We start from the raw sequence: 25,613 nt of genomic DNA, 5'->3' as shown, positions 1-25,613 counted from the left end.
AACAGCTAGATTTATGCAGGGGATGCCGTCGGGATGATTTTCAGGGGCGCGTCTTTTCTTGGCAAGTCGGAGGGAAAATGGTTTCGATAATGTGCCTTCAGACAATGCCATTGACAGAAAGTCGCTTGACCCGTTTGCGAATCCTTCGCTTCCAGCGTCGGCAAGCCCAATACTTGAGGTGCGCAACGTCTCAAAGCAGTACGTCTCCGGGAGCTCGCAGCACGCCAAGACACTGACCATCCTCAAAGACATCAACCTATCAGTCAACACGAACGAGTTCATGTCGATCGTCGGTCCTTCCGGCTCGGGCAAGTCCTCGCTATTGCGCATAATCATGGGGCTTGACTCGCCAAGCAGCGGAGACGTGATATTTAAGGGCGAAAAGATGTCAGGCAAGGTCAACCCGTTCATGGCCATGGTATTCCAGTCCTTCGGCCTGTTCCCCTGGCTCACGGTTATGGAAAATGTCGAGTTTGGCCTAGAATCACTCCATATTACAAAGGAGCAGCGGCATGAAAAAAGCCTTAGAATAATTCAGGAAGTTGGGCTGGACGGTTTTGAGGACGCGTATCCAAGAGAGCTGTCCGGCGGCATGAAGCAGCGGGTGGGGATCGCAAGAGCCCTTGTCACCGACCCGGAGATACTGCTGATGGACGAGCCGTTTTCCGCGCTTGACCCTCTGACCGCGGAGTCTTTGCGGGAAGAAATTCTAAAGCTGTGGAGCAACAAGTTCACGACGCCTGAAGTAGTAATACTGGTCACGCACAACATTGAGGAGGCCGTGTACATGTCAGACAGGGTCATCATAATGAGCCCCCGGCCCGGCATGATAATGCATGACCTTCACATTGACCTACCCCGGCCACGGGAGAAGCGTGACAAGTCGCTCTACGAGTACGTGGACAGGATAACCACGATGATAACCTGACGCCAGTTGGATATTGGAAAACTTAAATGGTCTGCTGGCGCTCATGATGCCTGCAAAGCAAAAAACAGACATGAACATACCGAAAACTCATTATGGAAAGCTGCAGGGCTTCCTTGAAAAGCTGGACGACGCGGGCAGCAAATCAGATCTCGCGGGCATCGCGCTCAAGCAGGGGCTTGAGCTTGACGACCTTTTGCCAATCGTCGAAGCCGGCGAGATGCTTGGATTGTTGCGGGTCGAGTCAGGAGACGTTTCGCTTACCGACAAGGGGCACCTCTTTATCGCCGCAAGTCCGCGGGTGAAAAAGAAGATGCTCCGTGAAATGGTGCTTGGTCTGGACGCTTTCAAGAAATTTACCGACGCAGTAAAGAAATCCGGCAAGCGTGACCTGTCAAAGGACGAGCTCTTGGACTTTGTGGCAAGCGAAAATTCAACCGCGGGTTCTAGCAGTGATGGAGACGCCATGAACGATTTTGGCTGGTTCATAGAGTGGGGCAGGCATGGATTGGTGCTAAAATACGACGCAAACAACGAGACCATCAGCCTACGGGAAAAGCTGTAGTCGGCGGAATAAGTACAACACTTCAGGGATTAAACAGTCGAATCGTTGCCTGATTATAGAAGCACCGCAGTGTAGCCATGGAAAGCCATTGCCGAACACTAAAGGCGTCAGATAGTTGTAATGCCAAACATCGGCGAAGGAACGCCGGGTGGAATCGCACGCAGTTTTGATTTCTTAATCCTTGGCAAATATCCGTTTTTTAGCTAGATTAGGCAGCAACAGAAAGGACAAGAAAAAAGCCGGGGAGACTAACGCTAGCGGCTCTTGCTCCGGCTGCTCTTTTTTCGTCTGGTCTTGGACTTGCCGCTCATTGTGGCATTGCAGACTGCGTATGCGTTCTTTGCAGAGCCTTTGCTCTTTACCTTTGAGACGCATCTATCGAACTTTTGCGTCGATAGCCCTTTTTTTACTCCTCTAGGCATGAGCTGACTTTGTGGAAAATATCGCATATTAGCCCAGACCAACATTATTCAAGAGAAAAGGTCGGGGGTTCGGTCAGGAGGAGCTGTTTACAAAGGTCTTGTAGATGCTGACAGCATCTTCCTCGTCCTTTGCGCCCACAATGGTGGCCGCGCCGCTTGATAGAAAGCTCACGGAAAGGAGCTTGCCCGAGTTGGTTGCCGTTATGCCCAGGCTGCCGCGCGTCCTGACCTGATAGCCGAGCGACTCGGCATTTTTGATAATTCCCACAAGGTTAACAGGAACTGGATCAGTGGGCGTAACGGTCCAGGTGCGCTTGCCCCTGTCTCTGCCGCACAGCTCCTCTATTATCAGCTCCTTGGCCGCGACCTGCGGCGTCTTTGCACCGCTGCCGCACGCTGGACAATCCTCCTCCTGTCGGAACATCTGCACGCGCTCAAAGGAAAGCTCGTTCAGGTCGATGTAAAGCAGTTTGTTTACGAGCGAAGGCTGCTGGCCGGTGATTATCTTGACTGCCTCGGACACCTGGACGCCGGATACGATGTAGAGTATCGACGGGTGGACGCCCTCGGTGCTGCAGGCAGGCATGTCGTCCTCGTTTAGCGCAGGAAATATGCAGCGCAGGCATGCGGACTTGTTTGGCAGAATGGTTGTCGCGGAGCCCAGCATCCCGAGCGCGCCGGCATAAATCAGCGGGATGTTGAACTTGATGCACGCGTCGTTGAGCGCATACCTTGCGTCCACGCTGTCAAGCGCGTCGATAACAATGTCAAATCCCTTGACTATGCCCTCGGCGGTATATTTTGTGACCGAAGTAGGCACGGGTTCTATCTCCACAGTAGGGTTGAGCTTGCGCAGTCTTTCAGCCGCCGCCTCGACCTTGACCCGGCCAATGTCGTCGTCGGTGTAAAGGTGCTGCCTGTGCAGGTTTGTGACTTCAATGACGTCCCTGTCCACGACGCGGATCTTGCCAACGCCCATTGCGGCAAGTTGCGTTATCACGGGGTTGCCGATGCCGCCTGCCCCCACAACGCAGACCTTGGCAGACCTTATCTTTTCCATTCCATCAAAGCCTATTTCTTCAAGCATGACCTGCCGCGAATACCGCTGCAATTCATCGCTTGTCAGCTCTGCGCCGCCCGCGACGGCGGGCAGGATGTAGACTGTGTCTCCGTCCTTTAGCTGCGCCGCCATGCCGCCGCCAAAGCGCATGTTCTTGCCGTTGATGTATATGTTGATAAGCGACCGCGGCTTGCCGTTTAGGTCAAAGACCCGGCGCTTAAAGTCCTCACCCATCTGGTCCGAGACCTTGGTGAATGCCTCCTGAAGGTCAGCCGCCTCAAGTGACAGCTTTTTTTCTCCCTGGCCCTTGTTTAGAACAGACGGGACTGTAAATTCCACTTTGGCCAATATCTCCCACTCTCCTATCGAATCATTGCCGACACTTGCGCCACGTCAGGCTTGACTGCTGTTAGCTTGGGCAGCATTCCAACTATTGCCTCGGTGGCCTTGAGCCCGTTGCCGGTGACATAGCAGACAACTTTTTCATCTCTGTCGATTTTGCCCTCCTCGGCCAGCTTGCGAAGCACGGCAATCGAAACCCCTCCAGCCGGCTCGGTGAAAATTCCCTCGGTCTTGGAAAGCAGCAATATGCCATCGACTATCTCTGCGTCCACCGCTTCCTCTGCGATTCCGTTATACTGCTTGAGCCTGCGCAATACATAGATGCCGTCTCCTGGATCGCCTATTGCCAGACTCTTTGCAATTGTTTCCGGGCGCTCGACTGGCACTATCTCGTCGCTGTGGCGCTTGAAGGCGTCGACCACCGGCGCGCAGCCGTGGGGCTGCGCCGCTACTATCCTCAGGTCCTTGACGCCCTGCACGAGCCCAAGCGACTCGAGCTCTTCAAAGCCCTTGCAGATCGCATTGAGCATGGCGCCGCTTCCGACCGGCACTATCAGCGTATCGGGGATCTCCCAGCCAAGCTGCTCTGCCACCTCGTAGGCAAGCGTCTTTGAGCCCTCCACATAGTAGGGCCTCATGTTTATGTTGACGACGCCTATGCCCTTTGAATCGCCTATTATCGACGCGATGCGGTTGGCGTCGTCGTAAGTTCCTTCGACAGCGACAAATTCTGCTCCGTATGAAAGAGCCTGAGCAATCTTGACGTGCTCGATGTCTGAAGGCGCAAAGATATAGCAGGGTAGTCCGGCTTTGGCGGCATGCGCAGCAGTAGCTGCTGCGAGGTTGCCTGTTGACGCGCAGCCGACCGACTTGAGTCCAGTCTCCTTTGCGCGAGACACCGCTACTCCCGCCGGCCTGTCCTTGAACGAGAAAGTCGGGTTCACAGAATCGTTCTTTACATAGAGAGAGCCGAGCCCGAGCTCCTTTCCTAGCCTGTCCGCCGTTTGCAGCGGGGTAAGGCCTGCGTTGAGGCTCACTATGTTTGACCTGTCCGCGATGGGCAGGAGCTCAAAATATCGCCAGTACGTCTTTTCTCTTAAATCAAAGGAGTGTCGGGTCAGGGGCGGGGCGTCGTACATTACGTCAAGAGGACCAAAGCAGTCCTCGCAGACATATCGAAATTGAGGCCCGTACTCCTTGCCACATTCTCTGCATTTCAGCGTCCTGATACTTCCCATGACTTTTTTCCACTCAACAGCTAATAGTAGGTAATTAAAACATCACTGATAGCAATTTTAGTATTACTAAATTTTTCAGGCACGTTATTTTGCAGTACTAAACTCCAAAAACTATATGGAAATTACAACTTTGCCTTCCAAGTTAGCTTCTTCGACACATAATCGAGTCATTCCTGCAATATATTATGGAAGCATGATCGGTTGCCAGTGTGGCACACAGGCTTCTCCGATTCTACGACATAAAGCAGCGCGTCGGAATCGCAGTCAACGAGGATCTCCCTGACCGGCTGGACATTGCCCGACTCCTCCCCCTTCATCCAGAGTTTGTTTCTTGAAGTGCTCCAGAACCACGCATTGCCCGACTTGACGGTGTTGTGAAGTGCCTCCTTGTTTGCGTATCCAAGCATCAGGACGTCCTTGGTCTGCCTGTCCTGTACTATGACTGGGATTATCCCATTTCTCTTTGAAAAGTCTATTTCACCCAAAGCCTTCGTGTTCATGAGAATCGCCGGTACCAGCACGTTATGGTCAAAGGGGTATTTGTATGCGTTGCCCGTAACAAGTTAGCTTGAGCTGTGACAATTAGCTGGAGCTATACCCCTTTCTTTCCACTGCAAGCAATCAGCCCGCCGGCTTTCCGCCCTTCTCGATCCTGTCCTTCACGGCCTGGAGCTCCTTTGATCGCTGGTGCTCTGCCAGCGCCTTCTCCGCGTCCTGTTCGCCCTGCATTATCAACTTCTTTATCGTTGCGACCGAGAAATCCGCGTCTTCGAAAATAAAGTGGACGTCCTCGGAGCGCTCTATCTTGACAATGTCCGAGATGATGGCGCCCCGCTCGTCAGCAATCTTGTGGTACTTTGGCTCTACAGCCAGAAACCTCTTCTCAAGCTCACCTTCAAGCTTGGCATTTGCCAAAATGTCATGCATTTCTTTTAGCAGAAGCAGATATTTCGTGACTGCCTTTGACATCTTGACGTCCTGGTCAGTCCTGTCTGTATGCATGATGTCACGGGCCCTGTGCCAGCTGTCGGCGATGTTTTCCGGCAGCCGCTCCTGAATGTGCGGGAAAAGGCTAACAATGTAGACCTTTTTATCGCGCTTTGGCGAGGCGTCGATGACTTCGCGCAGGGGAGTGTTTGACAGCAGGCTTCCGTCCCATAGATACTTGCCGTCCTTTTCTGTCCATGCGATGCCGTAGAATGGAAAGCCTGCGCACGCAACAAGGTGGTCGGCGTCGATTTTAGTGTAGAGGCTGTCAAACACTATTGCCTCGCTTGTCTTGATGTCAGTGGATGTGACAATCAGCCTGGGCCGGGCGTGGTTTCCACCACCGAAGGAAAACTTTTCAAAGTCAATGTACTCGCGGAGCGTTTTTTTTAGCGGGTCAATGCTGTAAAGGTACGGCGACTTTATGGCCGCGGGGTCCTGGTATAGCGCCGCCGGGTCAAAGACAGTTGAAAAAACCCTGCCGCCACCGTTCGATGTTCTGCTGCCGTTGGACTTTGGGTCGAGCCACCATGGGGCGAAAACTTTAGAATTTCCATACATGGCAGAGCGCCCCGCGGCAAAGAGCGCGCGATAATAATCTGAGGCAAACGACGGAGTGACGGTGTCGGCAACCTCAAGCCAAAAGTTCTCAAGCGCGGCGGCCGGCTCGACTCCCTTTTTTGCGCCGACAATAATCCCGGCGTTGATGGCCCCGATCGAGGTTCCGGCGACAATGTCAAATGTGAGGCCGTGGTTGCATAGCGTTTTGTACACTCCGCACTCGTATGCGCCAAGCGATCCCCCGCCTTGCATCACAAGCACTGTCTCCGATGGATGTGTGTCCGCGTGCCGAATCTTGAGATCCGTATAAGTGGTAACAGGCATAGTGGCCATCAGCTTTGGAAGAGACTCCGGAGGATATTTGTGTTGGTACCTTTCCCACGGCAATTCTCACGACAGGTTTTTATTAGAACAGGCGTCCCCTGATAGAACGGGAAATGCAACTGCCTTTTGTGGCTGTGTTTCTTGCGGAGGCAACGGGCTAATGGCTCCAAAGGAAGAACAGCCTTCAGGCTATGGTCCGGCGATGAAAACCGTAGCACTTTCAATTCTCGTGATGGGCATCAGCTTGTCTATCGTTATAGTCCTCTACATCTGGTTTGGGCATATCGGTCCGACCTTTTCTTCGGAGCGGCTGGTTCAGCAACAGGCACAGCTTAGGGACCAGTATGGCCTTCCAAAGCAGCCGCCGGTTCCAACCTCTCTTCTAAACGTCCCTCCCTCACTCAGGAATATCACGCAGGCCGGAAATACGACCAAATAATAGCGATTCTAGAACCCGGTTGGGCGCCTACTGGATGGTGATCTCGCCCTTCATTTCGGGGTGAATCTGGCAGTAGTAGTTGAAGGTGCCGGTCTTGTCTGCAAGGAATGTTATAGTCTGGCTCTGTGAGCCAAATGACGTGAGGTTGGCCGTATGCACGTTAAACTCATTAATGTTGAAATTGTGCAGCGAATGCGTCGTCTGATCATCGTTTGTGATGTGGAGCGACTCTAGCTCCCCCTTGTTGAAAATGTAGGTGGGGTTTTCCACTCCGGCGCCGTTGCTTCCTCTCATGCCCTTTACGCTGCCAGACGACGCGCTGACCCAGACGTAGCCGGATGTCTGGCTATATGAAGCCCTGATAAAGTGGTTGTTGGCAAACCCAAAGACAGGGTAGTTGACGTTAACTGGGACTGATGAAGAGTACGCGGAAACTGCAATTGCAGCAATTATCGCGCCGATAGTCCCGTAGATTATAACGCGCTTTTTGGTAACCTTTGCCGTGGACTGGCGCGACTGCTGCTTCTTTTTCATGGTATTGCCAAGTACCGCTCGCTTCTCCGCCGTATTTAGGTTTTGATACTTCTGAGTTTTTAGCACGCTGACTCGGCGAAATGAGAATTCTTCAATTTTCTCACCTGCTGCCAAGCAAATGTCCAACAGCCTCTTGCATGCAAGAGACCCGACAGGGTACCGTAGCAGACCCACGGACAGTTCTGCCTCGCAAGCATGGTCTGCGAAATAACATAGCCATCAGCAGGGGACTTCAGATAAAGAGTTTAGTGAGCTTGCTAGAATTTGTCCCAGCTTGTTGTCACATAGCCGAGAATGCCAGCCTGCGCCGCAGCTATGCGCGGAAATCTATTCGACAATAGCCTATCTTTCGGTGATTCTTGCAGGAGCGGGTAACTTTGTTAATCAAAGGATTATAAGCATATTTGGCAATATCTATTACCAGATATGCACAATCAGCAGACAAAAATAGGCACTATATCGGAGACAAAAAGTCACCACATAAGAGGAGTGACCCTATAGTATGAACAAGGCAATCCCAGTAGCAGCAGCCATTGTTATTGTAGCTGTCGCCGTTTTTGCCGCCGCACAGTACTATGTGCCGGGCACTACCAGCCTCCTGAAGCGCATCAATCCGCAGGTACCCCAGCTTCTCACGCGCCAAGAGAATTCTAGCACGGACAACTCATCCGCTTCAACAGGCACTCAGTTATCGGTCCCGAGCACGGCGCCTTCCAACACGCCTGCATCCAGTCAGCCAACGCCTTCGGGGACCGATAGCAGCGCGTTAAATCCTAAGGCTAATTCGGATCTCATTTCGCTTTTCAAGCATGTGAACAACTCTGTCGTCCAGATTACCAGCAAGGTCACAAGTTCTAATCCAAATATCATTATCAATGGAAACCCGCTCCAGGGCCAGTCTGAAAGACTCGGGTCAGGATTTGTTTATGATTCTGCCGGCCACATTGTTACAAACAATCACGTGGTCGATGGAACAAACAGCGTTGACATAACCTTTGTTGACGGCAACACTTACACCGCCAAGGTGATAGGCACAGACAAGTACAGCGACATTGCGGTCCTTCAGATAGACGACACTGCATACAACAGCAGCTCAGAGAACTCTCCCGCCCTGCCAATAGGCAACTCCTCCGCGCTTGAGGTCGGCCAGCAAGTCATCGCAATAGGCAACCCGTTCGGCCTTAGTGACACCATGACTACAGGCATCGTGAGCCAGGTAGGCAGGCTGCTTCCAAACCAGGACATCGGATTTTCAATTCCAAACGTCATTCAGACAGACGCTGCAATTAACCCCGGAAACTCTGGCGGCCCTCTTCTTAACACGAACGGCGAGGTAGTAGGCATGAACACCGCTATCCAGTCGAACACCGGCGACTTTTCTGGAATTGGATTTGCAATACCCTCGAATAGCATTCAAAGAATAGTCGCGGTCCTGATAAAGGACGGGACTTACAACCACCCGTGGGTGGGGATCGCTGGTACCAACATGACGCCCGAGATCGCAAACAGCCTGGGCCTCCCACATAACACCAAGGGCGCGGTAGTAGCACAAGTGGTTCCAAACGGTCCCGCGGCAAAGGCAGGCATTCGCAGCGCGACGACAAGCAGCGACGACACCCAGAAGATCAAAAATGCAGACATAATCACCGCAGTTGACGGCCAGCAGGTGAAAAGGATAGAGGACGTGATATTTTACATTGAGGAGCACAAGGTGGTCGGAGACACTGCGCACTTTACTATCCTCCGCGACGGCAAGAGTATCGAAATCCCGGTAACGCTGGGTACGAGACCGCAGGCCAACACAACTGGCTAGCCGCCCTTTTCTTCTTTTTTTAAGAGATTTTTGCAGACGCATGTTTTGCTCCGTCTGAATTAAAAGGTGGAAGACTAAACTGGTGTCTCGTTATGGACGGAAGACGGATGGCAATAGTTGTCGGAGTTCTCGTCGCCATTGGAATTATGGCATTCCTGTCTGCCAGCAGTCAGCATCTTACCAGAACTTATGTTCCGGCGCCATCGCAACAAGCCTCCAACCAGCCCGCTGGTCCGTCTAACGTAACGTACTCGTTTGGCCAGTGCCACTGGGTTAATGCGTCGCTCCCTGATGCCAGGTGCACTCCCGGTGTGGCTGACCCGCGGATATCCCAGGCAAACATACACCAGACCATTTGCGTTTCTGGATATACCGAAACGGTCCGGCCGCCTGCTAGCGTCACAAATCCGATGAAACTGGCTTCCATGAAGGCATACGGGTTGACAGACTCGCCAAGCAACTATGAATATGACCACCTAATACCGCTGGAGCTTGGCGGCGCGCCAAAAGACGTGCGCAACTTCTGGCCCGAGTCGGGCTTTGGAACGGACAATTTCAAGGAAAAGGACAAGCTTGAAAACTTGCTGCATGAACGCGTTTGCGCAGGCGAAATTTCCCTTTCGCAGGCGCAGCAGGAAATTGCCCAGAACTGGCTTGCGGCGGTTCACAAAGAGGGGCTTTCGTGAGGCAGCTTAAAGTCTGAAGGCGTCCTCCATCACAATTTCAGAAAGAGGCTTTCTGCCGCTTGGAACATCCCGCTCCTGAAGCTTTTGAGGGAGTTTTTCCTTTGGTCCGAGCCTGCCAATTGCGACCATCGCCATCACGTCAAAAACGTCAGGCACCCCGAGCTCTTTTCTCGCCCTCTCGTAATCAAAACCGGCCATGCCGTGGGCCACGAGTCGTCTGCCTGACGCTTCCAAGGCAAGGTTTTCCCAGGCGGCCCCTGCATCAAATTGGTACGTCCTTGACGGCTGGCCTGTTGCCTCGTTTAGCCTGCGCGAGACCACAGCCACGAGAACAGCCGCGTCCTGGGCCCAGACCTTGTTTCCATCGTTTAACAGCCCTAGAAAGGTGCCCCACCTTGGGGAGCTTTTTTTTGCATAGATAAACCGCCAAGGCTGGGCGTTTCCCGAAGAAGGCGCCCATCTAGCAGCTTCAAAAAGGGACATCAGCTCGCTCTCGGTCAGTTCCTCCCCGGTCATTGACCTCGGCGACCACCTGTTCAGAATCAGGTTGTTTATCGCAAAGTCCGTCTTGCGCTCGCCTGCAGTGGACAATTTCAGGCCCTCCAGCTTGCAATCAATGCAGCGGTATGTGATGGCATTTTAAGGCTGAATGATGTCAGTCTTGTATAAAAATGCCGTCAGTCGGCTTACGGATGCAGCCCAGCCGGCACTGCAAGGAGTTCTATAACATTATAGCCTACATCTTTATTTGCCCGCTGCGAGGCGTTTAACAGCAGACATTGCCGAGGATGCAGAATTATCCTGGCCGCAACCTTGCAATTCTAATAGTTGTTGCTGGAGCCGCAGTCGCGCTCGGTATTACCAGCTACGAGTACTCTGTCTCCACGACCAATGAGATAAGACAGGTCGCGGCTGACAACATCCGCAACTATTCGGCAATCCAGGCCCACGACTTGTCAAGGGTGCTTGCGAACAAGGTCGAAGCCATAACCAACAACCTCAAGGTCATTGCTTCAAGCACCGCATTTGACAATCCTGCCGACATTTCTAGAGCAAAGACCGTGCTGAGGGGAGCGCAGAATACCACGCAGGACATTACCGACTTTTACCAGTGGCTTGACCAGAACGGAACGCTGGTATGGCTGAGCAACCTGACACCTGATCAGTATTCCCAGTACAAAGGCACGGACCTAAGCCAGCGAGCATATTTTCTGCAGCCGAAGGCGACGCATGACATTTACTTTAGTACGGCGATAGTATCAAATGACAACATCCCCAGGGTATTCATATCGTATCCGCTGCTCGACCAGAGTGGAAATTTCAAGGGCGTGGTAGCCGCGGCCATACGGCTTGAGGTGCTCGGAAAGTACCTCGAAAGTCAGATCTCGCCTAACCTGAAAAGCTCCGTAGGAATGATGGACCGGGCCGGCGTTGTGCTTTATTCCACCGACCAGTCATTAATTGGCAAGAACTTTTTTGCTTCCGAGGTTCAGTCCAAGATCCCCGACGACCTAAAGCCGGCCTTTAACTCATTTCTGCACAACTCGCTGCAGGGTGGCTCTGGAGCCGAGGATATATCATACCAAGGCCAGACGGGCACAATAGCATACGAGCCGGTTCACATTGAAGGCAAGGACTTGGGCATTATTTACGTCACGTCTGTACACAACTTTGCCGGCAGCGTCCAGACGCTGATCGACCAGCAGAGAACTTTTGGCAATCTAGTTACAATCGTAATAGGGGCGCTTGCAGTAGGCGTGGTTGTTGTTATACTTTCATGGAACAATCACCTGAAGGGCCTGGTAGAGCGCAAGACAAAGGAGCTGGAGCAGACTAACTCCAACCTAAAGGCTGCAGTTGAGGAGCTGCAGACGCACGACAGGCTGCAAACAGAATTTATCAATATCGCTGCGCATGAGCTCCGCACGCCGGTTCAGCCGCTTCTGGGGGCCGCGGAACTCCTCGAGTCCGAGCTGGAGGGCGGAAACGAGCAGACGACCGTGACGCGCGCCGAGCTTGAAATGATTATCCGCAATGCAAAGCGGCTTGGCAGGCTCACCTCTGACCTCCTCGAAGCGGCCAGAATAGAGAGCAGGTCCATGAAGCTGTCCAAGGAGCTCGTTGAGATGAACAGCAAGATCGAGAACGTAATTGCGGATGTCAAGGCCTTTATCGACAAGGAGCAGAACGTCAAGATCGTATTTGAGAAGAAATCGGCGGAACCTCTGTATGTCCAAGCAGACAAGTCCAGAATGTTCGAGGTGCTTTCAAACCTTCTCAGAAATGCAATCAAGTTCACGCGCGACGGGAATATAACCGTGAGCGCTGAAATTGTCAACGAGGGGGCTGACGACCAGATTCTGGTGAAGGTCAGAGACACAGGGACCGGCATTAACCCTGAAATCCTCCCCAAGCTCTTTACGCGCTTTTCGACAAAGTCAGACTCTGGTACGGGCCTCGGGCTCTACATATCAAAGAACATAGTGGAAGCGCACGGCGGCAAGATATGGGGGGAGAACAATCCAGACGGCAGGGGGGCAACTTTTTGCTTTACAATCCCGATGGCGACGAACATTAAGGAGCAAGAGAGCCCCAAATAGGCCTGCTTTATCTCCGCTTGCGAGGCCAGAGGGGCGAACTGTTAAGGTAATTTCCAAAACCAGCCGAGTTCCGCCAGCCGTGCATAACAAGTAAGATAAAATCGCCTGGTGGGCTCCCAAAGACGGGCTGCGGTGAACTTTCAGGCGGAATTATGCAAAGTATATTCAGAATTTTGTTAACGAGTGCTGTACCACAGGCATTTTATAGTAAAGCCCAGTTTAAGCATGATAATTGCATAACTTGAAAAATCCCACACAAGTAGAGAAACTAGACAAGATCTATTTTTGCACATCGTGTAGGACGTCTTTTCTTTTCCGCTCCGATGTCGACGACCACAAGCAGGAAATGGGCCATTCCGAGTTCGGCACAATTCCGCTATAGCATAGCTATCGCCGTCACTGCGTTCGCGACGTGTCATTGGCTCCGGAAAAATACACCAGAAAGCCGGGGCAGGCATTCGCGATGCGTATATAGCAGATCAACTTTAAAGAGTGCGTGCCAAGGACTTCCCAAGTCAGGTCTGCAGAAAAAACAGTATTAGTGTGCGAGTTAGAGTCGCTTGGCTTTTCTTCAATTCTTCTTAACGACCTAAACGACATAGCAGAGCTCAAGGGTCTGGTAGAACTAATCAAACAGTCATTTCTTCAAGAATACCGGAAGCATTGGGGCTTTGCAAAGCTGGACGGTAGAGGTGCTCCCGGTGGAAAAGAGTCCAGGATAACACAAGCATGGCAGGCAGGCGGCCTCGCCCACTAGCCGGACGTAACTGGATAGCTTGAACCATCACGGCAATCCTGCAAAGGCCGGTAATCGAACTATCGTAGGCTGCTCGGGCTGGAATTACGGCGATCGCTTTGAGAGGGGAGGATGGGTCGGGACGTTTTATCCCAGCGCTTCGACGAAGAGGCTTGTGTACTATTCACAGCATTTTGATACCGCTGAGTTTGACGCGATATTCTACGAGAAATTCTATGCCAAGATGGGAAGAGGGACGTTTGAGGGAATGGCAACTGGAACGCCCGCCGGCTTTCAGTTTTCAGTCAAGGTCCCCGAGATAGTTACGCACAAGATGCGGCTTGACATCAAGCAGGGGGCCATCCAGGCCTTTGGAGAATTTCTCCAGAGAATCGCGCCGCTGAAGGATTCAGGGAAGATTGGCGCCATCCTGTTCCAGCTTCCGCCTAGCTTTTCCGTCGACAACTTTCGCCAGGTTGAAGATTTTTTTGAGAGGCTGCCGGCCTCAGATATTGACCTTGCCGTTGAATTCCGGCACCCCTCTTGGCACACAGAAGGGCCCTGGGAGATGCTAAAGCAATACAATGTTGCAGCTGTAGCGGCAGACTCTCCCGACCCCGCGCTGGGCTACCTGTCAGAGCCCGTGGTTACTTCGGACCACGCGTTTATTCGACTGCACGGAAGAAACAAGGGCTTTTGGTACAACTACAGGTATACGGAGCAAGAGCTCAGGCCTTGGGCGCAAAAAGTGCTGTCGCTCGCTGATAACCAGGAAATCAGAATAGTCAGGGTTTACTTTAACAACCACTACGGAGGAGCCGCTGCAGAGAACGCCCTGGAATTCAGACAAATGATAGGCGAGAGCCTAAAGCCGGATAGCCTGCAGGCAATGGAGCGTGTCAGGCAGGCGTTCACAGCAGCACAAAGCCAGATGAAGCTCGTTTGAAAATAAGCGCAAATGCAGAGGATGTTCATTCTCGGCTGGACGAGCCGGAAAAAAACATTGTCTCGCATTCGCCTGAGCAAAAGCTGTGGAGAGCGCCGCGCTTGTCACGGACCATTATCGGCTCTGTGCAAGGCTGCCCGCAGAGGTGGCAGGTGTCGTGGCGCGCCAACTGCCAACGCTAAGAATTATTCGTGATATATGATTAACTTCTAGATGCCCGGTGGGACGAGATAGTCGCTTTCCGAGTACAGGTAGATTTTACTGCATTTCGGGCATTTGACCCTGCTCCGCCGCAAGAGCTTGTCGAGATCTGCACCCTTATCCGATACGTTGATAGACGACGGGTAAACGTGGCCACAGTTCTTGCACTTTATCTGGTAGCGCGCGACCATTTTGCTTTATTAATAAATCGGCCTCTTCTAGAAGAATGTTGTGTAACTACTCTCCCGATCGCTTCAGGCACTCTAGTGGAAAAACCAATAACATATGTTTCTGTGAAAGATTATCGCAGATTTCCTGAAGGCTGGCGCGCTTGTACAAGCTTTCGGTAAATGTGGCCGCAGCGAAGGCAGGTGATCCTGATAGCCTTGACGCGGGTGCGGCCTATACGCACCCTTGAAGTTCTGCCCGGCACTATGAGCCTCTTGCATTTTTTGCAAAAGAGCTGCCTATGCTCGTAAGGAATCCTGATTCTGACGCGCATTGCTATTTTCCTAGCCGTAGCAGCCTGCCTCTCGGCAAGCTCGGTGTCCTGCTCCCTGCGGGCATGGTTGACAAGTATCTCGACGCGCTCCTGTGCGATGCGCCTCGCCCTGCTGCTTTTCTTCTTCAAAGCGGTTTTGATCCCTAGAATCACTGCGGCTCATAAAATTAGCGATGATACGTGCGAATGGTTATCTAGCATGCGGCTGGTTATCAGGTAAGAAATGGCCGGTCCGTCTTGGTTTGCAGGCCTGGAAGAGCGTTCAAGAGAGTATGCAAGTGCCAAGGCGTCGAGAGATCCAAATCGCGGACGCCTAGCGGATCAGCTGATAGACATGATATCATCGCAGGATTTTGTCCTGCCTTTGAAACCTCAGGCGCTGTCGAACATGGGCACGACTACGTACGTCTACGAGCAGGAGGCCGGCTATCCAGCGACGTTTGCCTTTATAGCTGAGGTCTTGAACAGCAAAGTCCCGGTTCATGTTGGCGCAACAAAGTTTGGGCCCGGCGAAGTCATTGTTGCAAGCGGGCAAAAGGAGGATGCTGACGGTGAGCTTGCGAGAGATGTCAACCACCTCAGGGAACTTGTGCACGCAAGAAAGTCAAGGGCAAGTTCCCAATCTGCCGAACCTTCTTGACCACGTTGGCATGCAAAAAAGTACCTGCAATATATAGGCGCCTGCGCAGATCCACGGCACGACTATTTCACTTGTACTGGCCGAGTCAGCGCTGGAAGTAGTCCCGGCCAGCATTACTCGCCACCCGTCTGTAAGGAGCCATGCCGAGCGCCTCGGCGTGCGTCCTGCCGAAACGCTGCTTGACCGGAGCTACCACCATGCTGCAATGAAAGGCCTGGAAGGGGCGGAAAAACGCGGCCGTCCGGACATCGTCCACTTTGCACTCATGGAGGCCCTGTCAACGCCCCTGTACCTTTCGGGCATGTTGAACGTCTATGTGCACACGGCAACTGACAAGGTCGTCAGCATCGGCCCTGACCTGAGGCTTCCGAAATCCTACTTTCGCTTTGAGGGCCTCATGATGGACCTTTTCCGTCACAAGGTTGTCGAGGCAGACGGTAATGTGCTTTTGAAATTACACGACATGCCGCTTGTGAGCCTCATTAATTCAATCGGCGCGGTGCAGGTTCTCGGCCTTTCAACTGCCGGCACCAGGACCACCGCGGAGGACGTGGCGGGACGCCTCGCTGCAGGGGAGGAAGAGGACAGCGCAGGAAAATCGGGCTGCGCAGTAGTAGTCGGCGGCTTTCCACGTGGCCACTTTTCAGAGAAGACTAGCTCCAAGTTTAATTTTACATTCTCGATAAGCGATTACGGCCTTGAGGCTCACGTCGTCATTGCAAGGGTAATCTACGAATGCGAGAAGGCGCTTGAAGTTGACGAAGCAGAGTAAATTCGCTATTTGAAAAACGCGTCAACCATGAAGGCGATAAACAGCGCCGTGAGATACGGGCTTGAAAATTTAAAGACGGTCCATGATGCGCGTTCGCTTGGACGGACTAGCAGCCAGACGGAGAGGGCTATCATTACAGCTCCAAACACCCCCGCGGTGAGCAGGTAGATGAGGCCGAACTGGTTGAAGAAGAAGGGCAGAATGCTAAAGACGACCATCATTAGCGTAGTGCCCGCAATCACCCTGACGGAGCTTTTTTCGGATGAGACTACTGGGAGCATCGGAACGCCGGCCTTAGTGTAATCCTTCTTTACGTGAAGGGCAAGGCTCCAGATGTGCGTTGGGATCCAGAGAAAGACCAGTCCTGCCATGACTAGCCCGATTTCCGGATGCTGTGTCGTGACGGCCACGTAGCCTATCATTGCCGGTGCGCCCCCTGAAAAGCCGCCTAGAATGATGTTTGTCTGGCTCCTGCGCTTGAGCCACTTGCTGTATACGATGATGTTGTCAAACAGCCCAAAGGCCATCAGCGCAAAGGCCCAGATGTTGATAAACCACGCGAACACCAGCGAGATTCCGGCCAGGACCAGGCCAAACGCCAGAGCGTTTTGGGGAGATATTCTCCCGGACGGTATCGGCCTGTCCCGCGTCCGGTCCATAATAGCGTCAATGTCCCGGTCGTTGTAACCGGTAAGCGTATCAGCGGCAGCCGAACCGGCGGCTACTCCACCGATAAGCAGAGCCCAGGTGACCGGGCTGATAGGGGCATGAAAGAGAAATGATGCGGTCAGGGCGGAGCCAAAGGCAGTAAAGACCAATAGATACCAGATCTTGGGCTTTGTGAGCTCGTAGTAGTTCTTGACCCTGTTACCCGAACTGAGCTCGTGCCTAGGTATCGTCAAATCGCTGCAGTCAAGATTTGCAGCGCGTGATTGTTATATATATCTCACACCCCCGTGCTTTCGAAGGCCGTCAGGCGCACGCTAGAAAGTGTACAAAGCTTCAGCCTTGGCCACCGCATCGATCAAAGGCCTGCACTGCAATGATCCTGCCGACAACGGACTCGCATGGCAATACAATCCTGTGTCTCGCATCTCAAACAGGCCCATCGTTCAAACTGAGCGTATCTGGCCGGACTATCACCCAGCAACTCGGAAACTATGACGTGCCACTCACCAATGCAGACGCCGGCGCATCGTTCGTGCTTTTTGGAAACTCAGACTGCCACTAGGCAGAGGTTCCTCTTAACGGCGTTCCAGCTGCTCTGAACGTGCAGGTAATCGCGCCGGCCCAATAAAAGAAATAGCAGGAAAGGTTCTGGCCTGCTCTTTTTTTCTTTTTTTTTCAGCCTAATAGGCTGCACGGTCACTTTGAAATCGAGGCAGGATATGCCAGCTCGCGCGCAGTCTTTCTCATTTCGATAAAGGTCTCGGTTTTCTGCACTCCCTCTATGCGCCCTATCTTTTCTGATATTAGCTGATGCATCTCCTCGAGAGACCTGGCGTTCATTGTGACCAGAACGTCGAACCGGCCGGTAACTTCTGCAACCTCCCTTACCTCCGGAATCTTGAACAGCTCGCTCAGCACGTTGTCGCGGAGCTTTGAGTCCATGTTTATGCCCGTCAGGGCCTTGACGTTAAAGCCAAGCGCTTCGTCGTTTATGATGATCGTAAACTTTTTGATAAGCCCCCTCTTTACAAGGCGCTTTATCCTGCTGTAGACGACTGAAGAGTTGACGTTTATCTTTTTTGAGAGCTTGGGAACTGAAATACTGGCGTCCCTTGCAAGTTCGCCCAGAATTCTGATGTCCAAATCATCAATTTTTCCCAATCTTACGACCAGACATAATTTGTTTTTAGGGGTTAATAAAGATTAATTACAAAAATGTGCAGACATAATAAAAGGAATTAGAGAACGCCCTTTTCCTTGAGCATTTCTGCCAAAAGCACGGCGCCCCTTGCAGATCCCATCTTCTCGTTGTGCGAGAGCAGGACGTACTTGATGCCGCTGTCAAAAGCGGTGTCCTTTCTCAGCCTGCCTACCACAGTAGTCATGCCGTCGTTAATCTCGCGGTCTATCCTCGGCTGGGGCCTTGTCGGGTCATCGTGCACAATGATATAGTCTTTCGGGGCAGCCGGCAGGTTCTTTATAGAGACGTTCTTTGAGAACCTCAGCATTTCCTTCTTTACGTCCTCCGGTTCGGCTGTCTTGACTGTCTCGACAAACACGGACTCGGTGTGGCCGTCGATTACCGGCACCCGGGTGCAGGTGCAGCTGACCTTAAAGTCCGCCGGAGTTATTTCCGTAGAGTCCATTCCGCCAAGGATCTTCTTTGTCTCCCTTTGCACCTTCTCTTCCTCTTTAGGAATGTACGGAATAACGTTGTCCATTATGTCAAGAGCGATCACGCCGGGGGACCGGCCTGCACCGGACAGCGCCTGCATGGATGTCATGAACACCCTCTTGATTCCAAACTTGTCAAGTATAGGCTTGAGTGTTATTGCCATCCCGGTGGTGGTGCAGTTTGGAAGCGGGGCGATAAACCCCTTCCAGCTCCGGTTCTTGCGCTGGATGTTCAAGAGCTCGGCGTGGCTGTCGTTTATGCCGGGTATCAGGATTGGCACGTCGCTTTCATACCTAAATGCAGCTGCGGTGCTAATTACCGGCGTGGTCTTGGCAATCTTGGGCTCGATTGCCTGAGCATCGTCAGACTCGATTGCGGTGAAGACAAGGTCGAACTTTTCCGGGTTTATCTCGCTTGCCTTGCTGACGACCATGTCCCGGGCATAATCCGGCACGTCTTCGCGGTTGTGCCACCGCAGGATGCCCGAGTTGGGATCCCTGATTGCGTCGATGTATTTTTTGCCTGCAGACTTTTCCGAGGCGGCTATCTGAGCTAGCTGAAACCACTTGTGCTTGTTCAGGGCCACAATGAACTCCTGGCCCACGGCGCCGGTTGCGCCGATAACTGCAACCTTGAGCATTCTTTATTCCCTCGCAGCAGAGTCCCCGTCGAGGTAATAATCCTTTTTGCCCCCCGACACTGACGCGCGATAATCCTGAGCAAAGAGAAATGGCCATTTCTTTGGACAAATTCTAAATACCGTGCCAAGTACCCAGTGCGCGAGGAGATGCTTGCGGTCCAAAAGCGGCACGAAGATGCCCAGTGCGTGCACGGCGGGGCATACTCTGTCGACAGGGACCTTGTCAGGCTGGATTTCAGCTCGAGCGTCAGCCCACTGGGTGCACCTCCGGCAGCCATTGAGGCAATCCGCAAAAGGGCCGGCGAACTTGCGTCAGAGTACCCTGACCCGCAGTGCAAGCAGCTACGTGCAAGCCTCTGCAAATACCTTGGCGGCGTAAATGAAGACCAGCTGTGTATCGGCAACGGCGCGATAGAACTTATCCACTGGTTCGCCCAGACATTCGTACGGGGGAAGGTGCTGGTTCCCGCGCCCACTTTTTGCGAGTACGAACTGGCATCAAGGAGGACAGGAGCCGTAGTTGTACCAGTGCCCTTGGAGCGGACTTCCGATGGCTCATTTGAGCTTGACCCAGAGGCCATACTTTCAGCAGCCAGGGGAGCAAGTGCACTGTTTCTGTGTAACCCGAACAACCCTACAGGCCAGACCTTACCCCCAAAGGATATCGAGCGAATCCTTTCTGAACTGCCGGGTACGATGGTCCTGCTCGACGAATGCTTTATCGAACTATCCAGCAGGCCACAGGTCAGTTTTTCTGGCAGGACTGGAGAGTTTGCAAACCTAGTCGTCCTCAGGTCCATGACAAAGTCTTTCGCCCTCGCCGGACTCCGGCTTGGGTACAGCATATCAAATGTGAAAACCGCGGAGAGGCTTGATGCAAAGCGGATTCACTGGAATGTAAACGGGCTCGCGCAGGCTGCCGGAGTAGCCGCGCTTCAGTCCGCCAGAAAATACCTTGCGAGTGCACGCGCATTAATATCAAGGGAAAGAAGTTACATGAGAAAAATCTTCGAATCTGGCGGCTTGGGGAGCTATCATCCCATGCCGTCTGAGGCAAATTTCTTCCTCGTTGGTCTGTCGCCGGTGCATTCTAGTGGATCAAAATTCAGGGACAGACTGCTCAAGAAGACAGGAGTCCTGGTAAGGGATTGCAGCACCTTTGCTGGCATGGGAGACGGCTACATCAGGGTTGCTGTCAAGAGCCATGAGCAAAACGTCGAACTGCTAAAGTCCCTGCGCAAGATGGAGCACGGCGCCGATGGTTAAGCTGGCTCGTACTTTGATGGTTCAGGGCACCTCTTCTGCCGCAGGCAAGAGCACGCTTGTCACAGCGCTCTGCAGGATATTTGCAGACCGCGGCCTGAGGGTTGCACCGTTCAAGGCGCAAAACATGTCATCGAATTTATTCACCACCTCGTCTGGTCGCAAAATCGCGCTTGCGCAGGCGATACAGGCAGAGGCGGCAAAGAAAGAGCCGGATTCGAGAATGAACCCCATTCTGCTAAAGCCCCTCGGAGAGTATAGGAGCTCGGTCATACTTGACGGCAAGTTCTACTCCGAGATGCATGCCAAGGAATACTATGAAAAGTTTGCACTTCAGACCGGCCTCAAGACAGCCCTGCGGGCGCTTGAGAGCTTGCGCAGGGAAAACGACCTTGTCGTTATAGAGGGCGCCGGCTCGCCTGCAGAAGTCAACATTGCAAGATACGACATTGCCAACATGCTCCTTGCACACAAGGCCGGTGAAATTCCTGTCATAATAGTCGCAGACATTGAGCGGGGCGGCTGCTTTGCCAGCATTGCCGGCACCATGCAGCTTCTGGGACCGGCTGACAGAAAGCTCGTAAAGGGCTTTTTGATTAACAAATTCCGAGGCGACGCATCGCTTCTGGAGCCTGCCATAAAGCATATCGAGAAATTAACAAGAAAGCGGGTTCTTGGCGTGATCCCCTGGGCGACCATCAACCTTCCAGACGAGGACTCGCTTGGCTCAAGCAGGAGTAGAGAATCCGAGGGCAATACTCCGCGCGAATTCTGGGCATGGCAGATACAACTTGTCGCCAAGCTGGTCCAGGACAATGCTCGCATTGACAAGATTACGGAGGCTGCCGGGCTCTGACGCCGGACGGCAACATGTTTGTCCTGGCAGGCGCTTCGCTCTTTGGAGCGCTTGGTCTGGACTGGGCGTTTGGCGACCCGCCAAACAAGTTCCATCCGGTCGCTTGGATTGGCGCGCTGGTTGGGCGTCTTGTGCCGCGGCTCAAGGCAAAACACCGTGAACGGCTACGCGGGGCATTGTTTGCTGTACTGGTAGTTGGGCTCGTCAGTACGGGAACGTATTTTGTTCTGGAAGGCGTCTACATTTATGCAGGGGGCATTGCATTTGTCGTTTCTTCGGCCCTAGTGCTGAAAGTCGCAATTGCCGTGCGCGGAATGGAAAGGCACGCCGGGGCGATAATGGAGGCTCTGAAAAATGGCGATCTCGCCGGCGCGCGGAATAACCTTTCGATGATTGTGCGAAGGGATACTCGCAATCTCGACGAAGGCCACATACTTTCCGCAACAATAGAGTGCATCGGGGAAAGCACCGTGGACGGGATTTGCGGGCCAATCTTTTACTTTACCCTGTTTGGAGGGGCCGGCGCTCTGGCATACAGGACAATCAATACGCTAGATTCGATGGTCGGCTACAAGGACGAGTATTATTCAAGAATCGGCTGGTTGTCTGCGTGGCTTGACACCGCGGCAAATTATGTGCCGGCAAGGATAACTGCGCTGTTGATGGTAGTCTCTGCGAGGATTCTTGGCGCGGACTGGAAGAACTCGCTGTACGTAATGGCAAGGGATCATAGGAACACTGCGAGTCCAAATGCTGGCTTTCCAATGGCATCCATGGCCGGCGCGCTCCGGATAAGGCTTGAAAAGATAGATCACTATTCGCTGGGCGATGGCCAAGAACCCGCGACGCTTGAAAAATGCAATGCAGCCATCGCCATCATGAAGCTGACGACCGTGTTGTTTTGCTTTGCCTTCTCGCTTCCGTTAATGTTCGTGCTTTATTACGCGGGCTGGTGGGGCGTACTCTTCTCCTGAGATGCGAATGAGTATTTTAAAGCCGGTCCAGTCAGTCGTTGCTTTTCTGACAATCCTGCCGGTGGCCCGGGCGGGGCAGGCGATCGAAGGCTCTGCGCACGACATCTACTATGTTGCCCGGAACATGCACCTGTTTCCTGTCGCAGGGGCGGTCATCGGCTTACTGGTCGGTGCTGCGGGCTTTGAGGCAGCGCTGTTCTTGCATCCGCTCATAGTCGGCCTTCTCGTGACCGCACTGCTTGTTATCCTGACGGGGGTTCATCACACCGACGCGCTAGCAGACTTTGCCGACGGGCTGATGGCAAAAGGCGGCAAGGATGTCAAAAGAAAGGCAATGCTCGACCCTGCAGTGGGTTCGGCAGGTGTAGCGGCGCTTGTACTGTATTTTGCGGGCATGATCTCCGTGTTCTATTCGAGCGGCAGCGCAAACCCCTCCTGGCCCGCGGGTTTTAGGATTTTTACTGCCATCGTCGCGGCAGAGGTGATAGCGAAGTACGTCATGGTCGTCCTTGCCGGCAGGGGTCTTTCGGCCTGGCAGGGATTTAGCTCTCCTTTTACCGCTGCCATGAAGGACGCGCGCAAGGTCGTGGCTGCGACAGCGATAACAATTCCGATCGTCTGGTTTGCGGCCGGGGCGGGAGGACTTGCGGCGGTCCTCGTCTCTCTTGCGGTCGCCGCTGTGGTCAAGTACGCGTCCGACAGGAGCTTTGGCGGGATTTCCGGTGACGTGCTTGGAGCGTCAAACGAACTGGCCAGGCTTTCTTCGCTCATTGTAATTTTCTCGTGGGTTCCGATTGGGATTTGATAGGCGCAGTGATGTGTGGCGGCCTTGGCACCAGAGTGAGGTCTGCAGATCTTGCATCCTGCGAAAAGCCGCTGCTAGAGCTTGAGGGCATCGCGATGGTCGACAGGGTTCTTGCGGCGATGAAGAGCTCAGGCAGGTTTGAGCGGCTGGTTGCAATAGTCTCTCCAAATACCCCCGCGACAAGACGGCACGTAGAGAGCATAGGACAAGAATACTTTGAAACTGCTGGCAAAGGATACTCGAGAGATCTCGCAGAGTTCCTGAGAACGTGCAGGGACCAGCTTGTTATGGTTGTCCCTGCTGACATTTGCCTTCTGGACGGCAAACTTGTAGACTCTCTAGTCAGCAGGCTCTCCGAAAAAAAGTCTCCTGCAACCTCGGCGGTTTGCAGCCTGGATTATGTGCAAAAGCTTGGGCTGACCCCAAGCGTTATTTTGAAGAGATTTGAAGATGGGGAGGAGAATACTTGCTGCCACTCTGGAATAACGCTCTTTGATACGTCGCTCATTCCGGCCGAAGTAGGCAAAATGATAGGTGAGACCTACGTTCTAATTGACGAGGTCGGAGTGGCGGTGAACGTGAATACAATAGCTGAACTGGATTTGGCCGGAAGGCTCCTAGTCGAGAGACCCGAGAACCTTGCCGAAAATGAGAGCCTTTGAGCCAGATCGCTGTGCAAGTGGTTCGCCGCACTTTTTGCACGGAATGTCCTGCGTGGTGTGGGTGAATATGATCGCCTGTTCTCCGCACTTTTCACACTGGACGTTTACAAAGTTGCTGCGAGGCTTTGGTATTGAGATAATCTCCCGCCTCAAGTTCTAGGCACCAATCTCCAGCTTGCGTATTCTTTGGCCCTGCTTCATTGTCTTTCTCTGGCACGTCTTGCAAGTATACCTCAAGGTCATCTTTTTTGTGGTCTTGGCAGTCCTCTTGAGCTCCGGAAATTTCTGACCACCGTATCCTTTCTTGTCCTCGGCGTGCCTGCGCGCACCTTCTGCCACAGTCCGGTCCTTTCCCTTTTTGTACAGGGCGACAGACTGCACAGTGTGGGTCTTGCATTTCGGGCAGAACTTGCGCATTTCCTTCTGCATTTTCATTGGTAGTAAAGCCACTTGACCGCTCAGGGTAATTTAATGTATATCTGGCATCAACTCGAGATGCCCTGCAGAAAATCTAATATAGCAGCTTGCAGTGATTCTGGTAATGCCGTTTGGTAATCTGATTCAGCAAACCATCGAGCCGGCTGCGTTTGGCGTATGGATCCCCTTAACATTTGGTCTGAGCGTCGGACTGATCTACGCCATCATCTCAGGATTGAGACGCAGTCGCTGAGAACGGCTCTTATCCTTTCTTTTTAATTTTGCAATCCTCAATCCTTTTTGTGTAATTCTTACACAGTGCGGGCAGGCTGGCAATCATCTTTATAGCCAACTCTTGGCTTTTGTGGTTTCATAATGGGTCTATTCCACCGCGAGCAGACCGAATGCGATTACTGCCACAAGAACTTTGGAAGCTATGACGAGCTGGTCCTGCACGAGAGAGACTCGCACAAGCACCATGTAGTCAAGTGCAGGATGTGTGGCAAGCTTTTCATTCATGAAAAAGACCGGCTTCACCACGAGCGAGAGGAGAAGGAAAAGAAGGTCGATGCCAGGAGGCACAAGTTCTGACCTTCCGAAATGCTAGCGGGCCGGCGCCTGGATTATTTAAATAAACAGCATATTTCATAAAATGTGATGGAGTTTTCGTCTGAAGCCGCTGCGGCTAAAATCGGTGCACTGAAGGAAAGAACCATTACGGTTGACTCTAACCAGACTACAAGCTTTTTGTGGGAAGGCGAAAATGTCCTTTCAACCCCTTCAATGATATCAGAGATGGAAGAGACTTGCAGACTGCTCCTCAAGGAGCAGGTCATTCCCGACCGCGATTGGGATTCCGTTGGGACTATTGTTAACATTGTTCACCTTGCCGCTACGCCGGTTGGAGCCAAGGTGCACTTGGCTGCAAGAATAGTCTCTGTAGACGGCAGGCGTGTCATGTTCGAGGTCTCTGCGCGGGACAATATCGAAAAAGTGGGCGAGGGCAAGCATGAGCGCTTTATAATCAACGTCCCGCGCTTCAGGGCCAAGTTCGCCGAAAAGCAAAAACAGCTAGAGGGCTAGTTCGGAAATACGACAAAATATAAAAGACTGTATTAGATTCATGTAATTATTCTATAGGTGACAGATGAGTGGCATCAATTCAAACAACCGCTGGCGGAATGCCAGTTTTGATTCTGAAGGAAGGGACCAAAGAGAACAAGGGTCGAGACGCGCAAAAGAATAACATAACAGCCGCAAAGCTGGTTGCCGAGATAGTCAAGACAAGCCTTGGACCAAGAGGAATGGACAAGATGCTTGTGGATACTCTGGGCGACGTGACAATAACAAACGACGGAG

At 52.7% G+C, this 25,613-nt stretch carries 33 protein-coding genes; 19 read left to right on the top strand and 14 right to left on the bottom strand.

Features of this window, described 5'->3' with window-relative positions:
• Positions 1-58: 58 nt before the first annotated feature.
• Both ABI361_10390 and ABI361_10385 read left to right on the top strand, forming a co-directional pair.
• On the top strand, positions 59-928 hold the full coding sequence (locus tag ABI361_10390; protein MEO9321072.1) for an ABC transporter ATP-binding protein: 870 nt from the start codon (positions 59-61) through the stop codon (positions 926-928).
• Between the two features lie 13 nt (positions 929-941).
• Complete coding sequence (locus tag ABI361_10385; protein ID MEO9321071.1) at positions 942-1,490, top strand: AAA-associated domain-containing protein; 549 nt, start codon at positions 942-944, stop codon at positions 1,488-1,490.
• Positions 1,491-1,744: 254 nt separating this feature from the next.
• Here the strand turns inward: ABI361_10385 and ABI361_10380 are convergent, their stop codons facing one another.
• The 5 genes from ABI361_10380 to ABI361_10360 form a co-directional block, all read right to left on the bottom strand.
• Positions 1,745-1,912 (bottom strand): hypothetical protein, encoded by a 168-nt coding sequence (locus ABI361_10380; protein MEO9321070.1) that lies wholly within the window; start codon positions 1,910-1,912, stop codon positions 1,745-1,747.
• Between the two features lie 73 nt (positions 1,913-1,985).
• Positions 1,986-3,320, bottom strand: coding sequence for a ThiF family adenylyltransferase (locus ABI361_10375; protein MEO9321069.1), 1,335 nt, complete (start codon positions 3,318-3,320; stop codon positions 1,986-1,988).
• Positions 3,321-3,334: 14 nt separating this feature from the next.
• Positions 3,335-4,552 (bottom strand): threonine synthase, encoded by a 1,218-nt coding sequence (locus tag ABI361_10370; GenBank protein MEO9321068.1) that lies wholly within the window; start codon positions 4,550-4,552, stop codon positions 3,335-3,337.
• 167 nt (positions 4,553-4,719) lie between these two features.
• Positions 4,720-5,052, bottom strand: coding sequence for a phosphoribosyl-AMP cyclohydrolase (gene hisI / locus ABI361_10365; protein ID MEO9321067.1), 333 nt, complete (start codon positions 5,050-5,052; stop codon positions 4,720-4,722).
• A gap of 121 nt (positions 5,053-5,173) precedes the next feature.
• Entirely contained in the window at positions 5,174-6,433 is a 1,260-nt protein-coding gene (locus ABI361_10360) for a patatin-like phospholipase family protein (GenBank protein ID MEO9321066.1), read from the bottom strand.
• A gap of 151 nt (positions 6,434-6,584) precedes the next feature.
• On the opposite strand from ABI361_10360, the gene ABI361_10355 reads away from it, so the two are divergent.
• Complete coding sequence (locus ABI361_10355; protein ID MEO9321065.1) at positions 6,585-6,863, top strand: hypothetical protein; 279 nt, start codon at positions 6,585-6,587, stop codon at positions 6,861-6,863.
• A 27-nt stretch (positions 6,864-6,890) separates the two neighbouring features.
• Here ABI361_10355 and ABI361_10350 read toward each other — a convergent pair whose 3' ends face one another.
• Positions 6,891-7,571 (bottom strand): cupredoxin domain-containing protein, encoded by a 681-nt coding sequence (locus ABI361_10350; GenBank protein ID MEO9321064.1) that lies wholly within the window; start codon positions 7,569-7,571, stop codon positions 6,891-6,893.
• Positions 7,572-7,899: 328 nt separating this feature from the next.
• Between ABI361_10350 and ABI361_10345 the strand changes: the two genes are divergently transcribed.
• Together ABI361_10345 and ABI361_10340 are read left to right on the top strand one after the other, a co-directional pair.
• On the top strand, positions 7,900-9,210 hold the full coding sequence (locus ABI361_10345; GenBank protein ID MEO9321063.1) for a trypsin-like peptidase domain-containing protein: 1,311 nt from the start codon (positions 7,900-7,902) through the stop codon (positions 9,208-9,210).
• 92 nt (positions 9,211-9,302) lie between these two features.
• A complete protein-coding gene (locus tag ABI361_10340; GenBank protein MEO9321062.1) occupies positions 9,303-9,896 on the top strand; it encodes a hypothetical protein in 594 nt (197 codons plus the stop codon).
• Between the two features lie 6 nt (positions 9,897-9,902).
• On the opposite strand, the gene ABI361_10335 is transcribed toward ABI361_10340, so the two are convergent.
• A complete protein-coding gene (locus tag ABI361_10335) occupies positions 9,903-10,487 on the bottom strand; it encodes a nitroreductase family protein (GenBank protein ID MEO9321061.1) in 585 nt (194 codons plus the stop codon).
• A 197-nt stretch (positions 10,488-10,684) separates the two neighbouring features.
• Here ABI361_10335 and ABI361_10330 point away from each other — a divergent pair, with 197 nt between their 5' ends.
• From ABI361_10330 to ABI361_10320, 3 genes are all read left to right on the top strand, one after another.
• Positions 10,685-12,496, top strand: coding sequence for a sensor histidine kinase (locus ABI361_10330; GenBank protein MEO9321060.1), 1,812 nt, complete (start codon positions 10,685-10,687; stop codon positions 12,494-12,496).
• 496 nt (positions 12,497-12,992) lie between these two features.
• Complete coding sequence (locus ABI361_10325; protein MEO9321059.1) at positions 12,993-13,253, top strand: hypothetical protein; 261 nt, start codon at positions 12,993-12,995, stop codon at positions 13,251-13,253.
• Positions 13,254-13,272: 19 nt separating this feature from the next.
• Entirely contained in the window at positions 13,273-14,178 is a 906-nt protein-coding gene (locus tag ABI361_10320; protein ID MEO9321058.1) for a DUF72 domain-containing protein, read from the top strand.
• A gap of 209 nt (positions 14,179-14,387) precedes the next feature.
• Here ABI361_10320 and ABI361_10315 read toward each other — a convergent pair whose 3' ends face one another.
• Both ABI361_10315 and ABI361_10310 read right to left on the bottom strand, forming a co-directional pair.
• On the bottom strand, positions 14,388-14,570 hold the full coding sequence (locus ABI361_10315; protein MEO9321057.1) for a hypothetical protein: 183 nt from the start codon (positions 14,568-14,570) through the stop codon (positions 14,388-14,390).
• 110 nt (positions 14,571-14,680) lie between these two features.
• Positions 14,681-15,010 (bottom strand): RNase P subunit, encoded by a 330-nt coding sequence (locus ABI361_10310; protein ID MEO9321056.1) that lies wholly within the window; start codon positions 15,008-15,010, stop codon positions 14,681-14,683.
• Positions 15,011-15,104: 94 nt separating this feature from the next.
• On the opposite strand from ABI361_10310, the gene ABI361_10305 reads away from it, so the two are divergent.
• Together ABI361_10305 and ABI361_10300 are read left to right on the top strand one after the other, a co-directional pair.
• Positions 15,105-15,521, top strand: coding sequence for a hypothetical protein (locus tag ABI361_10305; GenBank protein ID MEO9321055.1), 417 nt, complete (start codon positions 15,105-15,107; stop codon positions 15,519-15,521).
• A gap of 49 nt (positions 15,522-15,570) precedes the next feature.
• On the top strand, positions 15,571-16,293 hold the full coding sequence (locus ABI361_10300; protein ID MEO9321054.1) for a ribosome biogenesis protein: 723 nt from the start codon (positions 15,571-15,573) through the stop codon (positions 16,291-16,293).
• A 5-nt stretch (positions 16,294-16,298) separates the two neighbouring features.
• On the opposite strand, the gene ABI361_10295 is transcribed toward ABI361_10300, so the two are convergent.
• Positions 16,299-17,189, bottom strand: coding sequence for a heme o synthase (locus ABI361_10295; GenBank protein MEO9321053.1), 891 nt, complete (start codon positions 17,187-17,189; stop codon positions 16,299-16,301).
• A gap of 146 nt (positions 17,190-17,335) precedes the next feature.
• Between ABI361_10295 and ABI361_10290 the strand changes: the two genes are divergently transcribed.
• A complete protein-coding gene (locus ABI361_10290; protein MEO9321052.1) occupies positions 17,336-17,524 on the top strand; it encodes a hypothetical protein in 189 nt (62 codons plus the stop codon).
• A 134-nt stretch (positions 17,525-17,658) separates the two neighbouring features.
• Here ABI361_10290 and ABI361_10285 read toward each other — a convergent pair whose 3' ends face one another.
• Together ABI361_10285 and asd are read right to left on the bottom strand one after the other, a co-directional pair.
• Positions 17,659-18,123 carry an Lrp/AsnC family transcriptional regulator gene (locus tag ABI361_10285; GenBank protein ID MEO9321051.1) on the bottom strand — a complete coding sequence of 155 codons (465 nt, stop codon included), beginning with the start codon at positions 18,121-18,123 and terminating at the stop codon, positions 17,659-17,661.
• Between the two features lie 77 nt (positions 18,124-18,200).
• Positions 18,201-19,277, bottom strand: coding sequence for an aspartate-semialdehyde dehydrogenase (asd, locus tag ABI361_10280; GenBank protein MEO9321050.1), 1,077 nt, complete (start codon positions 19,275-19,277; stop codon positions 18,201-18,203).
• Between the two features lie 135 nt (positions 19,278-19,412).
• Between asd and ABI361_10275 the strand changes: the two genes are divergently transcribed.
• From ABI361_10275 to ABI361_10255, 5 genes are read left to right on the top strand one after another with little or no spacing between them, the layout of a single operon-like run.
• Positions 19,413-20,543, top strand: a complete 1,131-nt coding sequence (locus ABI361_10275) for a histidinol-phosphate transaminase (GenBank protein MEO9321049.1) — start codon at positions 19,413-19,415, stop codon at positions 20,541-20,543.
• Positions 20,536-21,396, top strand: coding sequence for a cobyric acid synthase (locus tag ABI361_10270; GenBank protein MEO9321048.1), 861 nt, complete (start codon positions 20,536-20,538; stop codon positions 21,394-21,396). The genes ABI361_10275 and ABI361_10270 overlap by 8 nt, the downstream gene beginning before the upstream one ends.
• Before the next feature lie 14 nt (positions 21,397-21,410).
• Complete coding sequence (locus ABI361_10265; GenBank protein MEO9321047.1) at positions 21,411-22,370, top strand: cobalamin biosynthesis protein; 960 nt, start codon at positions 21,411-21,413, stop codon at positions 22,368-22,370.
• Between the two features lie 7 nt (positions 22,371-22,377).
• On the top strand, positions 22,378-23,175 hold the full coding sequence (cobS, locus tag ABI361_10260) for an adenosylcobinamide-GDP ribazoletransferase (protein ID MEO9321046.1): 798 nt from the start codon (positions 22,378-22,380) through the stop codon (positions 23,173-23,175).
• Positions 23,172-23,837 carry an NTP transferase domain-containing protein gene (locus ABI361_10255; protein MEO9321045.1) on the top strand — a complete coding sequence of 222 codons (666 nt, stop codon included), beginning with the start codon at positions 23,172-23,174 and terminating at the stop codon, positions 23,835-23,837. The genes cobS and ABI361_10255 overlap by 4 nt, the downstream gene beginning before the upstream one ends.
• On the opposite strand, the gene ABI361_10250 is transcribed toward ABI361_10255, so the two are convergent.
• On the bottom strand, positions 23,793-23,990 hold the full coding sequence (locus ABI361_10250) for a 30S ribosomal protein S27e (protein MEO9321044.1): 198 nt from the start codon (positions 23,988-23,990) through the stop codon (positions 23,793-23,795). The genes ABI361_10255 and ABI361_10250 overlap by 45 nt on opposite strands.
• A 3-nt stretch (positions 23,991-23,993) precedes the next feature.
• Positions 23,994-24,272, bottom strand: coding sequence for a 50S ribosomal protein L44e (locus tag ABI361_10245; protein ID MEO9321043.1), 279 nt, complete (start codon positions 24,270-24,272; stop codon positions 23,994-23,996).
• 357 nt (positions 24,273-24,629) lie between these two features.
• Here ABI361_10245 and ABI361_10240 point away from each other — a divergent pair, with 357 nt between their 5' ends.
• From ABI361_10240 to ABI361_10230, 3 genes are all read left to right on the top strand, one after another.
• Positions 24,630-24,845, top strand: coding sequence for a hypothetical protein (locus tag ABI361_10240; GenBank protein MEO9321042.1), 216 nt, complete (start codon positions 24,630-24,632; stop codon positions 24,843-24,845).
• A gap of 66 nt (positions 24,846-24,911) precedes the next feature.
• On the top strand, positions 24,912-25,337 hold the full coding sequence (locus tag ABI361_10235) for a thioesterase family protein (GenBank protein MEO9321041.1): 426 nt from the start codon (positions 24,912-24,914) through the stop codon (positions 25,335-25,337).
• A gap of 98 nt (positions 25,338-25,435) precedes the next feature.
• Positions 25,436-25,613: TCP-1/cpn60 chaperonin family protein (locus tag ABI361_10230; protein MEO9321040.1), on the top strand; the 178-nt coding region annotated here is incomplete at its 3' end.

This window comes from Nitrososphaera sp. (assembly GCA_039938515.1).
GTDB lineage: Archaea > Thermoproteota > Nitrososphaeria > Nitrososphaerales > Nitrososphaeraceae > Nitrososphaera.
Note: the sequence above shows the minus strand (reverse complement) of the source record. Positions and strands in the feature narration are given on the sequence as shown.

Coding starts and splice junctions, on each gene's coding strand:
- ABI361_10380 (MEO9321070.1), bottom strand. CDS start 1,912: ATGCCTAGAGGAGTAAAAAAAGGGCTATCGACGCAAAAGTTCGATAGA.
- ABI361_10370 (MEO9321068.1), bottom strand. CDS start 4,552: ATGGGAAGTATCAGGACGCTGAAATGCAGAGAATGTGGCAAGGAGTAC.
- hisI (MEO9321067.1), bottom strand. CDS start 5,052: ATGAACACGAAGGCTTTGGGTGAAATAGACTTTTCAAAGAGAAATGGG.
- ABI361_10360 (MEO9321066.1), bottom strand. CDS start 6,433: ATGGCCACTATGCCTGTTACCACTTATACGGATCTCAAGATTCGGCAC.
- ABI361_10355 (MEO9321065.1), top strand. CDS start 6,585: ATGGCTCCAAAGGAAGAACAGCCTTCAGGCTATGGTCCGGCGATGAAA.
- ABI361_10345 (MEO9321063.1), top strand. CDS start 7,900: ATGAACAAGGCAATCCCAGTAGCAGCAGCCATTGTTATTGTAGCTGTC.
- ABI361_10340 (MEO9321062.1), top strand. CDS start 9,303: ATGGACGGAAGACGGATGGCAATAGTTGTCGGAGTTCTCGTCGCCATT.
- ABI361_10330 (MEO9321060.1), top strand. CDS start 10,685: ATGCAGAATTATCCTGGCCGCAACCTTGCAATTCTAATAGTTGTTGCT.
- ABI361_10315 (MEO9321057.1), bottom strand. CDS start 14,570: ATGGTCGCGCGCTACCAGATAAAGTGCAAGAACTGTGGCCACGTTTAC.
- ABI361_10305 (MEO9321055.1), top strand. CDS start 15,105: ATGGCCGGTCCGTCTTGGTTTGCAGGCCTGGAAGAGCGTTCAAGAGAG.
- ABI361_10290 (MEO9321052.1), top strand. CDS start 17,336: ATGATCCTGCCGACAACGGACTCGCATGGCAATACAATCCTGTGTCTC.
- asd (MEO9321050.1), bottom strand. CDS start 19,277: ATGCTCAAGGTTGCAGTTATCGGCGCAACCGGCGCCGTGGGCCAGGAG.
- ABI361_10270 (MEO9321048.1), top strand. CDS start 20,536: ATGGTTAAGCTGGCTCGTACTTTGATGGTTCAGGGCACCTCTTCTGCC.
- ABI361_10265 (MEO9321047.1), top strand. CDS start 21,411: ATGTTTGTCCTGGCAGGCGCTTCGCTCTTTGGAGCGCTTGGTCTGGAC.
- cobS (MEO9321046.1), top strand. CDS start 22,378: ATGAGTATTTTAAAGCCGGTCCAGTCAGTCGTTGCTTTTCTGACAATC.
- ABI361_10245 (MEO9321043.1), bottom strand. CDS start 24,272: ATGAAAATGCAGAAGGAAATGCGCAAGTTCTGCCCGAAATGCAAGACC.
- ABI361_10240 (MEO9321042.1), top strand. CDS start 24,630: ATGGGTCTATTCCACCGCGAGCAGACCGAATGCGATTACTGCCACAAG.
- ABI361_10235 (MEO9321041.1), top strand. CDS start 24,912: ATGGAGTTTTCGTCTGAAGCCGCTGCGGCTAAAATCGGTGCACTGAAG.